Origin of the sequence: Kribbella sp. VKM Ac-2566 (assembly GCF_004366005.1) — a bacterium.
Taxonomy (GTDB): domain Bacteria; phylum Actinomycetota; class Actinomycetes; order Propionibacteriales; family Kribbellaceae; genus Kribbella; species Kribbella pratensis.
Genome location: NZ_SODT01000012.1, coordinates 573,289 through 586,889 on the forward strand (window position 1 = coordinate 573,289; position 13,601 = coordinate 586,889).

Genomic DNA, 13,601 nt, shown 5'->3' on the forward strand with positions numbered 1-13,601 from the left:
GAACGGTTTCCCCGGCCGCCGGCACGTCGGGTCGGTTGCCCTAGCCCCGGCCGTTGCCCTTCTTCTTCTCGTTCTTCTTCTGGGCGGCGTTCTCGCGTCCGCGACGGGTGTTCGGGTTCGTGGACCGATTCTGGTCGGCCTGCTTCCGGGACGCGCCCCTCTCGTGCCGGGGCGCGTTGCTCGGGCTCTGGTTGTTGGTGTGTTCCTGCGGCTTGCCTTTTTTGCTGAAGGGCATGGTCCCGTTCCTCCTGTCGAAGCCGCCAGACGCGGCGCATGATCGGTTGTGTTTGCAGCAGACGTTCAGAACCGCAGGCTGGTTCCCCGCGGGTTCAAAGGTGTGGCAGGTCAGCGGCCCTGGCCCTGACCCCTCGGCTTGCGGGCCGGGGTCAAGATCGGGAGGTCCCTGGGCGGCGTCGCCTTCGAGCCCTTCTCCGGCTTGGCCTTGGGCTTCTCGTTCTTCGAGTCCTTGCTGCCGTACGGCACCCTGATGCTCCTGTCGACGAGAGCCGCGAAACGCGGCTGATCGGTGTTTGTTCTCCAGCAGACGCTGATCGACGCCGGCCGGTTCCCCGGTGGTTTGAAGCATCGGAAGGCTAACCACGGCTGGGGTTCATCGTGTGTTCGCACAGGGCCGGGGTCGTTCGGGTAGTGACCTGGCACGTCAGCTATCGTTTCGGCGTGGTTGATCTCCCCGCCGTGGACGTGTTGACCAAGCTCGGTAAGGCGAGCTGGTCGCGAACGGAAGCGATGGCGTACGAGATCGCGCAGGAGGGTGTGCGGCAGGCGATCGGGTTCTACGCCCGGCCGATCGAGGCCGAGGAAGCTGCTGCCGAGCCTGATGCCGCCGCGAGCCGGCGGACCGAGCAGGAGGCCTGGGCCGCGCGCGGTCAGGAGCTCACGCCACTGGACAGTCGCGCGATCAAGCGGATCCGCAAAGAAGCCGACGACCTCCTCATCATCGATGACGAAGACGACGATGAGGACGAAGACGACGAGGCCGGTGCGGACGACGACCTCGACGAGGACGACGAAGAAGACGACGAAGACGACGGGACGCTGGAGTAGTCGTGACGAGTCCGTGGGGGATCGGGCCGGCGGGGGCTGATCGGGAACCGCTGGATGCGGGGGAGAGCGCACAGATCTTCCGCGAGCGGATCGTGCCTGACCAGCTCGCCGGGAGGCCGCAGGAGCATCCGGTCGTGGTGTTCGTCGGGGGCCAGCCGGGCGACGGCAAGGCCACGATCACCGCGCTGGTGGCCGCGATCCTGCGCCACCGCGGCCGCCCCGTCGTCCTCAACCCGGCCGCCTACGAGCCGTACCATCCACGCTTCTACCAGCCGATCAGCGACGTACCTCCGACACCGAGCCCCGGCGTCGAGGCCGACGGCCGGCGCTGGTACGCGATGGCAGAGGCGCACGTGATCGAGCAGCGGTACGACGGGATCGTCGAGACCGAGCTCCTCGACCCCGACGCCTTCGCGGACTCGGCCCGGAGATTCAAGGCGGCCGGCTACCAGGTCGAGGTCGCGATCCTTGCGGTGCCCGAGGCCTTCAGTCGCCTCGGCGTGCTCGAGCGGCATCTACGCGCACTGGAGGCCTACGGCTTCGGCAGGCTCGCCCCGCAGAGCGTCCACGATGCCGGCTACGCAGGCGTACTGCGGGCCGCCGAGCTGATCGACGGCGGCGAGTGGGCCGACCGGATCGCCGTACTGCGTCCGGACGGCCAACTGCTCTACGGCAATCAGCGGGCCGCCGCCGGTGAGTGGCAGCGACCGGTCCGGACCGCCGAGGCGATCATGTACGAGCGGGACCGCCCGTGGACCGTGGTGGAGTCGCGGTACTTCCTGGACACCACTTCGCAGGTCGCCCGGATCGGGCTGGCGGCGCCGGTGCAGTGGATCCGGGACGAGTCGGTCGAGGGCGGGAAGACGGTCACTGCGCTGGCTCGCCCGCGATTGCATCCCGACGCGGTGACGTTGCACATCGCAACTGCCGGCACCCAGCAGTAGGAGATGTCGCCCACATCCTGACCACCCGCGCCGTCCTTCGCGGCAAGCAGCGATTACCGTTGGGGATCCTCAGGATGGAGGAGCGCGGTGTCACAGTCGGTCAATGGGTGGCTACAGCGGGACGCGGAGTTGCTTTGGCATCCGTACTCGTCGCTGGCCGAGCCCTCGCCGGTGCGGCTGGTCCGGAGCGCGGACGGCGTATGGCTGCAGCTTGACGACGGTACGGGCGGGACGATCGAGGCGATCGACGCGATGGCGTCCTGGTGGTGCATGATCCACGGCTACCGGAACCCGGTGCTGGACGCCGCATTGAAGCGCCAGGTGGACGAGTTCAGTCACGTGATGTTCGGTGGGCTGACCCACGAGCCGGCGGTCCGGCTGGGCGAGCGGCTCGTGGAGATCACGCCGGAGCCGTTGCGGCACGTGTTCTTCTGCGACTCGGGGTCGGTCTCGGTCGAGGTGGCGATCAAGCTCGCGCTGCAGTACCAGGTTGCGCGCGGCAACCATGGGCGTACGCGGATGCTGACCGTCCGCGGCGGGTACCACGGAGACACGTTCGCGCCGATGAGCGTGTGCGACCCGGTCAACGGGATGCATTCGCTGTTCACCGGCGCGCTCAAGGAGCAGGTGTTCGGACCGCAACCGCCGGCCGGCTTCGACCGGCCGGACACCGATCCGGCGCTGCAGGCCTGGGCCGGCGAGCTGGCGGCACTGGCCGAGCGACATGCGGGTGAGATCGCGGGCATCATCGTCGAGCCGGTCCTGCAGGGAGCCGGTGGGATGTACCCGTACAGCCCCGCCTGCCTGCGCGTTCTCCGCGAGCTCGCCGACCGGCACGGCTTCCTGCTGATCTTCGACGAGATCGCCACCGGGTTCGGCCGCACCGGCACGTTGTTCGCGTCCGAGCACGCGGGCGTCGACCCCGACATCCTGTGCGTCGGCAAGGCGCTGACCGGCGGCTACCTGACGCTGGCCGCGATGCTGTGTACGTCGGACGTCGCGCACACGGTCTCCAATGGACCTGGTGGTGCGTTGATGCACGGGCCCACGTTCATGGCGAACCCGCTCGCGTGTTCGGTCGCGCTCGCGTCGATCGATCTGCTGCTCTCACAGGATTGGGCTTCGCGGGTGGCTGCGATTTCCGCGGGGCTTTCGGCGGGGCTCGCTCCAGCGGCCGAGTTGCCTGCAGTGAAGGACGTACGGGTGCTCGGCGCGGTCGGCGTCGTACAGCTCGGTGGGCCGGTGGACCTGCCGCGGCTGACCGAGGCCGCGTTGCGTCGCGGGGTCTGGGTCCGGCCGTTCCGCGATCTCGTCTACACGATGCCGCCGTACGTCTGCACCGACGCCGACATCGCCACCATCGGCGCGGCAATCACAGGCGCGGTCGAGGAGGCCGGCTGATGTTGGAGGACTGGCTCGCCCCGAAGGCTGCCGCGCTGGAGGCCCGCGGTCTGACCCGGCGGCTCAGGGCGCGGGCCGCGGACGGTGACCTGATCGACCTCGCGGGCAACGACTACCTCGGCCTCGCTCGCGATCCGCGGGTGGTGACGGCCGCGGCCGACGCCGTACGCATCTGGGGAACAGGCTCGACCGCGTCCCGCCTCGTCACCGGTACGACGGAACTTCACGAGGAGCTCGAATCCGCTCTGGCGGCGTACGCCGGGCAAGAGTCCGCGCTGGTGTTCTCGTCCGGATACCTCGCCAACCTCGGCGTCGTCACCGCACTCGGCGGACCGGGAACCTTGCTGGTCTCCGACGAACACGTGCACGCGTCGCTGGTGGACGCCTGCCGCCTAGCGCGGTCCCGGGTCGAGATCGTTCCGCACAACGACGTCGAGGCCGTCGAGAAGATGCTTGCCGAGCGCAACGAGCCGCACGCGGTGGTGATGACGGAGTCGGTGTTCAGTGTGCTCAGCGACGAGGCGCCGCTGCTCGAACTGGCCGCGGTCGCCCGCGCGCACAACGCCGTACTGCTGGTCGACGAGGCCCACGGGTTGGGAGTCAGCGGCAACGGTCACGGCTCCGTGCATGGGGCGGGTCTGGCCGGGCTGGAGCATGTCGTCGTCACCATGACGCTGTCCAAGTCCTTGGCCTCGCAGGGCGGGGTCGTGCTGGGGCCGTCCGTGCTGCGCGAGCACCTCGTCAACCGGGCACGTCCCTTCATCTACGACACCGGTCTGAACCCAGCTGCCTGCGCCGCTGCTCTTGCGGCATTGCAGGTTCTACAGGCCGAGCCCGACCGCCCCGCGGCGATTCACGCGGCCGCGGCGCGGTTGGCGGCTGCGTGTGACGTGCCGCCGTCGCGTGGTGCGGTCGTCTCCGTCCCGATGCCGGGACCGCGCGAGACCGTCCGAGCGGCCGAGCTGTGCCTGCAGAACGGCGTACGCGTGGGGAGTTTCCGGCCGCCGACCGTCCCCGACGGCATCTCTCGGCTCCGGCTCACCGCGCACGCGGGACTGTCGGTCGCCGATCTCGATCGCGCCTGCGCCGTGATCGTCGATGCGATCGGGACGGTTTCATGATCACCTTCGTCACCGGGACCGACACCGAGATCGGCAAGACGATCGTCACGGCCGCGCTCGCGGTGCGCGCCGGCGCGTCGGTCGCGGTCGTCAAGCCGGCCCAGACCGGCGTCGGCCCCGACGAGCCGGGCGACCTCGCCGAGGTCGTCCGCCTCAGCGGCGTGACCGCACTGCATGAAGGCGTCCGGCTGCCCGAACCGCTCGCGCCCACCACCGCCGCCCGGCGTGCCGGGATCCCGCTGCCGTCGGTCGAGGAGTACGCCGCATCGATCGACGACCTGGCCCGGACCTACGACACCGTGCTGGTCGAGGGCGCCGGCGGACTGCTCGTCGGACTCGATGCTGATGGCAACAACCTGGCGGATCTCGCGGAGCACCTGACGTCACCGTTCAGGTTCGTGGTGGTGACACGCGCCGGACTCGGCACGCTGAACCACACCGGGCTGACCGTCGAGGCGCTGCGCGCGCGGGAACTGCCGGTCGAGGGGCTGGTGATCGGGTCGTGGCCGGCCGAGCCGGATCTCGCCGAGAGCTGCAACCTCGAGGATCTTCCGGCGACGACCGGCGTCCCGGTGATCGGGCGGATCCCGGCCGGGGCCGGCGCCTGGAGCCGAGAGGAGTTCCGGGCCGCCGCACCGGGATGGTTCGAGTGACGCCCTCCGCTTCCGGCGACGGGTCGACGGTGGCCGGCTGCCCCGCCCGGTACGACGAGGCGCTCGGGTACTGGGTCGTCGACGACCCGGCGCTGGCGCGGGAGGTGCTGCTCGACCCGCAGACGTTCCGCCCGGACAACGCCGTACTCGCCCACACGCCGCTGTCCGTGAAGGCGCTCCGCGTCCTGTCCGGTGTCGGCTTCGCGCTGCCGCCGACGCTGGCCAACAACGCGGGGGAGTCACACCGCCCGATCCGTGCCGCCGTCGCCCGCTTCTTCAGCCCCGCCCGCGTCGCCGCTGCGGAACCGCTGGCCCGAGAACTCAACGACTCACGAGTCGCGGTTGCCATGAAAGCCCTTGCTGCCGGCCAACAGGTTGACCTGGTGCAGGCGATCGCCGCGGAGCCGCCGGCCCTCGTCGTACTGCACCTGCTCGGCCTGACGGATGTCGACGTACCTGCGCTGAAGGCCTGGAGTCTCGACTCGCTGGAACTGTTCTGGGGCTGGCCCGATGAGGACCGGCAGCTGGAGTTGGCGCACAGCGCGGCCGAGTTCTACGCATGGTTGCGCGCGCGTACGACGGCCGCTCGGAAGGCGCCTGGTGACGACCTGTTTGGTGTGCTGGTCGGTCTGGGACTGACCGATGAAGAGGTGTGCGCGGTCGGCTACTTCTTGCTGATCGCGGGACAGGAAACCACGACCCAGCTCATCTCCACCGCTTTTCAGCGCTGCCTGGACGACCCCGGCACGACAGTGGAACAGGTTCTCCAAGAGGCGTCCTCGGTCCCCACCTGGCGCCGAATCACCGCCGAGCCAACCACCCTGGCGGACGTGGAGCTGCCGGCCGGCGCCCCCATCCTCCTCGGCCTGACCGGCCACGGCGGCCCACCCGACCTAGCTTTCGGCATAGGCATCCACCGCTGCCTGGGCGCCGCCCTAGCCCGAATGGAAACCCAAGTAGCCCTCAACTGCGCCCAGCACCTACTGATCACCGTGCACCTCGCCGAACCCCCACCAATGATCAACCTACTCTCGTTCCGCGCCCCGGCGCGGTTGCTGGTGGCTCCGCGCCACAAGGCGCCGTAAGTTCCGGCTGGCCTGGTCGAGTGGGGAGTTCTACTGGTCCTCTCAGGTAGGTAGGACTCCCCGAACCACCAAGCATCCCTGCGGAACGGTTGAAGTGTCTTCGGGTTGTAACTCTCCGTAACACGGCGGACAACTCGCGTCGCTAGCGTCGGGGTTTGTGAGCTTGTCGACTCGGTGTCGTGTGCGGTTGTGGTTCGGGGTGCATCTGATTTCCGACTACATCGGTGACCAGGCGGGTGCGGCTCGGTACGAGGCTGCGATGCGGCGACGGTTTCCGGGGCTGGAGGTGACCAGCGAGGTCTTGGCGGTGACTGGTCGAGCGGTGGATTACAGCCCTGCTGACCTGCACCGATAGGCTTTGCCAGGTGACGCAGCATGAGTTGGTCCTGGTCGTCGATTTCGGGGCGCAGTACGCGCAGTTGATCGCGCGCCGCGTGCGCGAGGCGAAGGTGTACTCCGAGATCGTGCCGCACTCGATGCCGGTCGAGGAGATGCTGGCGAAGGGGCCGAAGGCGATCATCCTGTCCGGCGGCCCGCAGTCGGTGTACGCCGAGGGCGCGCCGCGGGTCGACTCTGGGCTGTTCGAGGCCGGCGTACCGGCGTTCGGGATCTGCTACGGCTTCCAGGCGATGGCGCAGACGCTCGGCGGCGAGGTCCGGCGTACCGGACTGCGCGAGTTCGGCCGGACGCCGGTCACGGTGAGCGAGGCCGGGACGCTGCTCGCCGACATCCCCGAGGACCTCAACGTGTGGATGTCCCACGGTGACGCGGTGCACGCGCCGCCCGCCGGTTTCGCCGTACTCGCGGCGTCCGAGGGCGCGCCGGTGGCGGCGTTCGAGGATCTGGACCGGCGGCTGGCCGGCGTGCAGTGGCACCCGGAGGTCCTGCACTCGCAGGCCGGGCAGGCCGTGCTCGAGCACTTCCTGTACGAGATCGCCGGCTGCAAGGGCGACTGGACGACGAGCAACGTCGTCGAGGAGCAGGTCGAGCTGATCCGCGAGCAGGTCGGCGACAAGCAGGTGCTGTGCGCGCTGTCCGGCGGCGTCGACTCCGCGGTCGCGGCGGCCCTGGTGCACAAGGCGATCGGCGACCAGCTGACCTGCGTGTACGTCGACCACGGTCTGCAGCGGGCCGGTGAGTCGGAGCAGATCGAGAAGGACTTCGTCGCCGCGATCGGGATCCGGCTCGAGGCGATCGACGCCGAGGACCAGTTCCTGACCGCGCTGGCCGGGGTCACCGACCCGGAGCAGAAGCGGAAGATCGTCGGCCGTGAGTTCATCCGGACCTTCGAGGCGACCGCGCGCAAGGTGGACGCCGAGCGGCACATCGAGTTCCTGGTCCAGGGCACGCTGTACCCGGACGTGGTCGAGTCCGGCGGCGGCGCCGGCGCCGCGAACATCAAGTCGCACCACAACGTCGGCGGGCTGCCCGACGACCTGCAGTTCAGCCTGATCGAACCGCTGCGGACGCTGTTCAAGGACGAGGTCCGCGAGCTCGGCCTGGCGCTCGGCCTGCCGGAGACGATGGTCTACCGCCACCCGTTCCCGGGCCCCGGTCTGAGCATCCGGATCATCGGCGAGGTCACTCGCGAGCGGCTGGACATCCTGCGCGCCGCGGACCTGATCGCCCGCACCGAGCTCACCGCGGCCGGTCTCGACCGCGACATCTGGCAGTTCCCGGTGGTCCTGCTGGCCGACGTACGGTCGGTCGGCGTCCAGGGCGACGGCCGGACGTACGGCCACCCCGTCGTACTGCGTCCGGTCACCAGCGAGGACGCGATGACCGCCGACTGGGCCCGGCTGCCGTACGACGTGATCGAGCGCATCTCGACCCGTATCACCAACGAGGTCGACGAGGTCAACCGTGTGACGCTCGACGTCACCAGCAAGCCCCCGGGCACCATCGAGTGGGAGTAGTTCCGCGTCACGGTGAGTGACCCCGAGGGCTGTTACGGTAGTTCTGTTGCCCGTTGACCACGGCGGGTGACTTTCCTCGGGGGAGGAGTCCGTGGTGTTCCGCGTTCATTTCGAGTGTGCGGATCTGGCGAGGACGACGATCGCGCAGGAGCCCGATCCGTTGTGGGAGGTCCTGCTGGGTCTCCACGTCCTGCAGACCGACTACGAGCCGGAGACTTTCGGCACCTGGCGGGAGCGGGCGAGGGCCCGGCTGAGTGCGCTGGAGCAGGCGCTGCTCGCGGTCGCGCCGCCGGTGGGTTATTCACCGGATTTCCTGACACCGCGTGCCGCGGGTCAAGGGCTCGAGGCGGGACTGGTGGCGGTCGCCGCCACACCGCCCGGTCAGCTGAGATCCGAGCTGAGCAGGTTGTCGGACAGCGTGCGGTTGCCGGCCTGGAGCCGGCGGCTCGCGGCCGGTGAGAACAGCGTAATGACCCGGCTCGTGCACGGGCTGCGGTCGTTCCATCGGACCAAGATCGCGCCGCAGATGCCGATGATCACGCCGGTGATCGAGGCGACGGTTGCCAAGCACAACGGCACCGTCGCCGGCGACGGGTTCGAGTCGCTGATCCCGCAGCTGCACCCGACGCTGCGCTGGGAGGCGCCGGTGCTGTCGGTCGACCTGCCGCACATCGACCGGGATCTGTACCTGAACGGTCGTGGGCTGCGGCTGGTGCCGTCCTTCTTCTGCTGGAGGAAGTACCCGATGATGCTGCTCGATCCGGCGCTGCCACCGGTGCTGGTTTACCCGGTGCGGCACGCCGACCGGGCCGAGGCCGTCGTACGCCACGCTGACCGCGATCGCGCCGTTGCCGATCTGCTCGGGAAGACCAGGGCACGAGTGCTGAAGAGCATCTCGAGCGGCGCATGCTCGACCAGCGTGCTGGCGGCCCGGGCCGGGATCTCACTGGCCTCGGCCAGCGAGCACGCGCGGATCCTGCACAACACCGGCCTGGTCACCACACACCGCATCGGCAGCTCGGTCCGCCACATGCTCAACCCGATCGGCGCCGACGTCCTGACAGGCGCCCGGACCTAAAAATCCTGCAGCTCGACAGGATGTGTCGGCTGATTTCACCTGGTCGGCGGTGCTGCTGAGCGTGGCGGTGCCTGCGCCGGCCGGACACCTCCTGTCGAGCTGCCGATCTGGCTAGGGCTTCATCGCCTGGATGCCGTCGAGGAGGCGGTCGAGGCCGTAGCGGTAGGACTCGGCGGCGGCCTCGCGAGTGGACGACTGGTAGCCGTCCGCGTGCCAGATCGTGGTCATCGCGGGGTGCCGGTCGACGTCGAAGTACGTCTCCCACAGGTCGTTGCGCTCGTACCACCAGGCGTCGTTGGTCTGACCGGTCGCGCGCTCGACCAGTTGACTCTCCGCCTCGAGGCTCGCCGCGGAGTCGACGTACGTCGCGATTGCGAGCGCAGCCGTATTCGTCTCGAGCGCTCCGAGTCCGAGACCGAGCAACGCGGACAGGAGGTACTCGCGGCCGGCCAGCATGCCCGGACCGACCGGCGGGCGGATCGTCGAGACCTGTGACAACCACAGGTGCCGCTGGAACATCGCACGGGTCTGCTGGGAGTACAGCTCGACCTGCTCCCGCCAGTCGTCCGGCCGCGGCTCGCCTGGTCCGGGCAGCTCGCGCTCGCCGAGCACCTGGTCGACCATCAGGTCGAGCAGCTCGTCCTTCGACGGCACGTAGGTGTAGAGCGTCATCGTGCCGACGCCGAGCTCCTTCGCGAGCCCGCCCATGGACGCCGCCGCCAGCCCCTGGTCGTCGGCGAGCTGGATGCCTGTCCGGACGACGTCGTCGACGTTCAGGGACGGCCGCCGGCCGGCCCCCCGCTTCCTCGCTGGTTCGTCGGCGAGCGCGGTCGGCTGGCGGTGGTTGCGCCACAGCAACGCCAGCGTCTTGTCCGGCTGCCCCTCGCCACTCCGCCGCTCGCTCACGGGGCCAACGATAGGCGCTTCCTTGAATTCTCGTATACCCTACGGGAATTCATCGGTGAAAGGAGATGGGGATGACGATCCTGGTGACGGGCGCGACCGCGAGCGTCGGCCGGCTGTTGGTCGACGAGTTGGTGGCAGCGGGCGCGCCGGTGCGGGCGCTGACCAACAAGCCGGCCCGGGCCGCGCTGCCGGACGGCGTGGAGGTCGCCCGCGGGTACCTCGGCAAGCCGGAGACGCTGCCCGCGGCGCTCGCCGGTGTCGACACCGTGTACCTCGCGCCACTTCCGGCGTACGTCGACGACTTCGTCCGCTGCGCGCGGGACGCCGGCGTGCGGCGGGTCGTCGTACTGTCGGGGGAGCCTGCGGACTACGAGGCGCAAGGGGATCCGTCGACGTGGCACTACTACCGGATCGAGCGGGCGATCGAGGCCGGCGGCTTCGACTGGACGTTCCTGCGGCCGGGGCAGTTCATGAACAACACGCTCGACTGGGCTCCGTCGGTCAAGGCCGACGGGGTCGTGCGGGCGCCGTACGCCGGCGCGGTGCAGACGCCGATCGACCTCGCCGACATCGCGGCCGTCGCGCGGGTGGTGCTGCTGTCCGAGGAGTACGGCGGGCAGAAGATCACCATGAGCGGACCGGAGGGGATCACACCGCCGGAACAGGTCGCGTGGATCTCGGAGGCGATCGGGCGGAAGGTGCGGTTCGAGGAACTGACGCCGGACGAGTACGTCGAGGGGCTGGCGCCGGTGATCGGACGTGAGACGGCGCAGTGGCTCCTGGACGGTTTCCGGATGATGGCCGAACACCCGATGAAGCCGGAGCCGGCGGTGCGCGACCTCACCGGCCGGCCGGGTACGACGTACCGCGAATGGGCACGGGCCAACGCAGCGGTCTTCTCCTGAGGCATGATTCGCGATTGTGAAAGAAACTTTGCACGACTACCTCCGTAAGGCCCGCGAGGCGATGGTCTGGAAGCTCGACGGACTCGGCGAGTACGACATCCGCCGGCCGCTGACGCCCAGCGGGACCAACCTCCTCGGCCTGGTCAAGCACCTGTCGATCGTCGAGGCCTGGTACTTCGGGAAGACCTTCGACCGGCCGTTCGCCGAAGAACTGCCGTGGTGGGACGACGACGCCGAACCGAACGTCGAGATGTGGGCGACCGCCGACGAGACGCGCGCCGAGATCGTCGACCGGTACCAGCGGGCGTGCGCGCACGCCGACGCGACGATCGAGGCGCTCGACCTGGACGCGGAGGGCCAGGTGCCGTGGTGGCGCAACCCGACAGTGACGCTGCACGGCATCCTCGTCCACGTCCTCGCCGAAACCAGCCGTCACGCCGGCCATGCCGACATCCTCCGCGAACAACTGGACGGCACGGCAGGCCTGAGCCCGACCAACTCGAACCTCCCCGAACAGGACGTCGCCTGGTGGGCCAATTACCGCAACCGCGTCGAAGAGGCCGCCCGCGCCGCCGTTTGACGGTTGTGGGAACATGTGTTCGACTATGAGGCATGAGGTGGGCCGGGCAGCGGGTTGATGCCGAGACTCCGGGGACGTTACCGGGGCTCGGGTCGATCGCGGGGCTGGTTCGGTCGGTGACGACGCCAGAGTTCCAGGGGATCACGTTCCACGAGGTGCTGGCGCGGTCGGCGCTGAACTCGGTGCCTGGTACGGCGCTGCCGTTCAACTGGACCGTCAATCCGTACCGCGGGTGTTCGCACGCCTGCCGGTACTGCTTCGCGCGGCCGACGCACAAGTACCTCGAGCTCGACACCGGGCTGGACTTCGACCGGCAGATCGTCGTGAAGACGAACGTCGCCGACGTCCTGCGCCGCGAGCTGGCCCGTCCGTCCTGGCGTCACGAACAAGTTGCCCTGGGCACCAACACCGACCCGTACCAGCGCGCCGAGGGGCGCTACCGCCTGATGCCCGGCATCATCGAGGCCCTCGCCGGCTCGGGCACACCATTGTCGATCCTCACCAAGGGCACCCTGCTCCGCCGCGATCTGGCGTTGCTGTCGGCTGCCTCCGCCGAGGTCAATGTCGGCATCGGCCTCTCGCTCGCCCTCGGCGACGAAGCACTCCGGCGCCGCCTCGAACCCGGCGTCCCCTCGGTCCGCGGCCGCCTCGACCTGATCCGAGCCGTCCGCGAGGCCGGTCTCCCGTGCGGCGTGATGGTTGCCCCGGTCCTCCCGTGGCTCACCGATTCCCCTGACCAGCTCGACCACCTGTTGGAGCAACTGTCCGCGGCCGGCGCCACCGGTGTAACCCCTCTCGTCCTGCATCTACGCCCAGGCGTGAAGGACTGGTTCATGCAATGGCTGGCCCACGACCACCCCGACCTCGTCAGCCGCTACACCTCCCTCTACGCCCACGGCTCCAACGCCTCCCCGAGCTACCGCAAAGCCTTCGAAGAAAAGCTCCGCCCCCTACTGGCCAAACACGGCTTCGCCCGAGGCTCCACCCACCGCACCCGACCCATCAACGGCATGCACCCTCCGAAACCGTCCCAGGAGCCGTTGTTCTGATGTACAACCTGGCCTGGGGAGGGTTTCGTGCCGAATCGGGGACAAAATCCTCCCCAACCCGCCGGGGTTCGGCTACGGGAGGGTGAGGATCTGGGGGCCTTCGGGGGTGATGGCTATGGTGTGTTCGGCGTGGGCGCCGCGGGTTCGGTCGGCGGAGCGGAGGGTCCAGCCGTCCTCGTCGATGCTGTAGGTGGATCCGGGGCCGGACCAGAACCAGGGCTCGATCGCGAAGACGTGGCCGGCGCGGAGTTTGAGGCCTCGGCCGGGGCGGCCGCCGTTGGGGATGTGCGGATCCTCGTGCATGCGGCGGCCGACGCCGTGGCCGCCGAAGTCCAGGTTGGTGCCGACGCCGGCCCGGTTCCCGACCTCTCCGATAGCGGCGCCGATGTCGCCGATCCGGTTGCCCTCGACAGCGGCCGCGATCCCCGCGGCGAGCGCCTCTTCGGTCGTCGCGATCAGTTCCAGGTCCTCGGCCCGCGGCGTACCGACGCAGAAGCTGATCGCCGAGTCCGCACACCACCCGTCGACGGAAGCGCCGCAGTCCACGTTGAGCAGGTCGCCGTCGGCGAGCCGCTGATCGGACGGCAGCCCGTGCAGTACGGCGTCGTTCACCGACGTACAGATCACGCCGCTGAACGGCGAGGTCGCGAACCCGGGCTGGTACCCGTCGAACAACGACACCGCCCCGGCGGAACGCAGTACCTCGCGAGCCACCTCGTCGAGTTCACGCAAGGAGACGCCGACCGCGGCCTCCTTCTTCACCGTTGCGAGCGCGGTGCCGACAACCCGCCCGGCTGCGCGCATCTGCTCGATCTGCGCCGGCGTCTTCAACTCGACCATGATTCCTTCTACCACAACCCCAACCAACCGGACCTGCGCGGCGTCTTCAACGACAACA

At 69.3% G+C, this 13,601-nt stretch carries 15 protein-coding genes; 11 read left to right on the forward strand and 4 right to left on the reverse strand.

Annotation, left to right across the window (positions count from 1 at the left end):
* Positions 1-40 precede the first annotated feature (40 nt).
* A complete protein-coding gene (locus EV647_RS29860) occupies positions 41-235 on the reverse strand; it encodes a hypothetical protein (RefSeq protein ID WP_134008785.1) in 195 nt (64 codons plus the stop codon).
* Positions 236-345: 110 nt separating this feature from the next.
* Entirely contained in the window at positions 346-483 is a 138-nt protein-coding gene (locus EV647_RS42210) for a hypothetical protein (protein WP_166680039.1), read from the reverse strand.
* A gap of 195 nt (positions 484-678) precedes the next feature.
* On the opposite strand from EV647_RS42210, the gene EV647_RS29865 reads away from it, so the two are divergent.
* The 8 genes from EV647_RS29865 to EV647_RS29905 all read left to right on the forward strand — a co-directional run bounded on the left by EV647_RS29865 (position 679) and on the right by EV647_RS29905 (position 9,263).
* Positions 679-1,065, forward strand: coding sequence for a hypothetical protein (locus EV647_RS29865; protein WP_134008787.1), 387 nt, complete (start codon positions 679-681; stop codon positions 1,063-1,065).
* 2 nt (positions 1,066-1,067) lie between these two features.
* Complete coding sequence (locus EV647_RS29870) at positions 1,068-2,009, forward strand: zeta toxin family protein (RefSeq protein ID WP_134008789.1); 942 nt, start codon at positions 1,068-1,070, stop codon at positions 2,007-2,009.
* Positions 2,010-2,096: 87 nt separating this feature from the next.
* Positions 2,097-3,410: an adenosylmethionine--8-amino-7-oxononanoate transaminase gene (locus EV647_RS29875; RefSeq protein WP_134008792.1), complete on the forward strand. Its 1,314-nt coding sequence runs from the start codon at positions 2,097-2,099 to the stop codon at positions 3,408-3,410.
* Positions 3,410-4,531 (forward strand): 8-amino-7-oxononanoate synthase, encoded by a 1,122-nt coding sequence (locus tag EV647_RS29880; protein ID WP_134008795.1) that lies wholly within the window; start codon positions 3,410-3,412, stop codon positions 4,529-4,531. The genes EV647_RS29875 and EV647_RS29880 overlap by 1 nt, the downstream gene beginning before the upstream one ends.
* Positions 4,528-5,184, forward strand: a complete 657-nt coding sequence (bioD, locus tag EV647_RS29885) for a dethiobiotin synthase (protein WP_134008799.1) — start codon at positions 4,528-4,530, stop codon at positions 5,182-5,184. Before EV647_RS29880 ends, bioD begins: the two co-directional genes overlap by 4 nt.
* Positions 5,181-6,269, forward strand: coding sequence for a cytochrome P450 (locus EV647_RS29890; RefSeq protein WP_202876353.1), 1,089 nt, complete (start codon positions 5,181-5,183; stop codon positions 6,267-6,269). The genes bioD and EV647_RS29890 overlap by 4 nt, the downstream gene beginning before the upstream one ends.
* 365 nt (positions 6,270-6,634) lie before the next feature.
* Entirely contained in the window at positions 6,635-8,185 is a 1,551-nt protein-coding gene (gene guaA / locus EV647_RS29900; protein WP_134008802.1) for a glutamine-hydrolyzing GMP synthase, read from the forward strand.
* Between the two features lie 94 nt (positions 8,186-8,279).
* Entirely contained in the window at positions 8,280-9,263 is a 984-nt protein-coding gene (locus EV647_RS29905; protein ID WP_134008804.1) for a helix-turn-helix transcriptional regulator, read from the forward strand.
* Positions 9,264-9,374: 111 nt separating this feature from the next.
* Here EV647_RS29905 and EV647_RS29910 read toward each other — a convergent pair whose 3' ends face one another.
* The gene (locus EV647_RS29910; RefSeq protein ID WP_134008806.1) at positions 9,375-10,169 is read right to left on the reverse strand and encodes a TetR/AcrR family transcriptional regulator; all 795 of its coding nucleotides are present in this window, start codon (positions 10,167-10,169) and stop codon (positions 9,375-9,377) included.
* Positions 10,170-10,240: 71 nt separating this feature from the next.
* Here EV647_RS29910 and EV647_RS29915 point away from each other — a divergent pair, with 71 nt between their 5' ends.
* Genes EV647_RS29915 through EV647_RS29925 form a run of 3 tightly spaced genes read left to right on the forward strand, consistent with a single transcriptional unit; the run spans position 10,241 to position 12,703 of the window.
* Positions 10,241-11,074, forward strand: coding sequence for an NAD(P)H-binding protein (locus EV647_RS29915; protein WP_134008808.1), 834 nt, complete (start codon positions 10,241-10,243; stop codon positions 11,072-11,074).
* Between the two features lie 16 nt (positions 11,075-11,090).
* Positions 11,091-11,654 carry a DinB family protein gene (locus EV647_RS29920; RefSeq protein ID WP_238156656.1) on the forward strand — a complete coding sequence of 188 codons (564 nt, stop codon included), beginning with the start codon at positions 11,091-11,093 and terminating at the stop codon, positions 11,652-11,654.
* 32 nt (positions 11,655-11,686) lie between these two features.
* Positions 11,687-12,703 (forward strand): Rv2578c family radical SAM protein, encoded by a 1,017-nt coding sequence (locus EV647_RS29925; RefSeq protein WP_134008810.1) that lies wholly within the window; start codon positions 11,687-11,689, stop codon positions 12,701-12,703.
* A gap of 72 nt (positions 12,704-12,775) precedes the next feature.
* Here the strand turns inward: EV647_RS29925 and map are convergent, their stop codons facing one another.
* Positions 12,776-13,543 carry a type I methionyl aminopeptidase gene (gene map, locus EV647_RS29930; RefSeq protein WP_134008812.1) on the reverse strand — a complete coding sequence of 256 codons (768 nt, stop codon included), beginning with the start codon at positions 13,541-13,543 and terminating at the stop codon, positions 12,776-12,778.
* Positions 13,544-13,601: the final 58 nt, after the last annotated feature.